1 protein-coding gene is annotated in these 548 nt (G+C 66.6%); it reads left to right on the top strand.

The genetic code is table 11. From position 1 onward, the window contains the following. Positions 1–548 (top strand): ATP-dependent DNA ligase (locus A5752_RS04435; RefSeq protein WP_502686658.1); only part of this gene is annotated, 548 nt, incomplete at both ends.

The raw sequence follows: 548 nt of genomic DNA, 5'->3' as shown, positions 1-548 counted from the left end.
TCGGTGGCGTCGATTCCCGCGGACGCGTCCTACGAACCGAAGTGGGATGGCTTCCGGTCGATCTGCTTCCGCGACGGCGACGAGGTCGAGTTCGGCAGCCGCAACGAACGCCCGCTGACCCGCTACTTCCCCGAACTGGTCGCGGCCGCGAGGACGGAGCTACCCGGACGCTGCGTGATCGACGGCGAGATCGTCGTCGCCGCCGGCCATGGCCTCGACTTCGAGACCCTGCAACAACGCATCCACCCCGCCGACTCGCGGGTCCGGATGCTGGCCGAGAAGACACCCGCGGCCTTCATCGCGTTCGATCTGCTCGCGCGAGACGACATCGATTACACCCAACGGCCTTTCGGGGAACGCCGCAATGCACTCGTCGACGCGCTCTCTGGCGCGGGCCCGAAATTCCAGGTCACCCCGGTGACGACCGACCTCGCGACGGCGCACCGGTGGTTCGACGAGTTCGAGGGCGCGGGACTCGACGGCGTGATCGCAAAACCCGTCGACCTGACCTATCAGCCGGACAAGCGCGTGATGTTCAAGATCAAGCA

The sequence above is a fragment of the Mycobacterium sp. 852002-51961_SCH5331710 genome, assembly GCF_001665535.1.
Taxonomy (GTDB): Bacteria; Actinomycetota; Actinomycetes; order Mycobacteriales; family Mycobacteriaceae; genus Mycobacterium.
The sequence above is the reverse complement of the archived record's forward strand: the minus strand, read 5'-3'. Positions and strand labels throughout refer to the sequence as shown.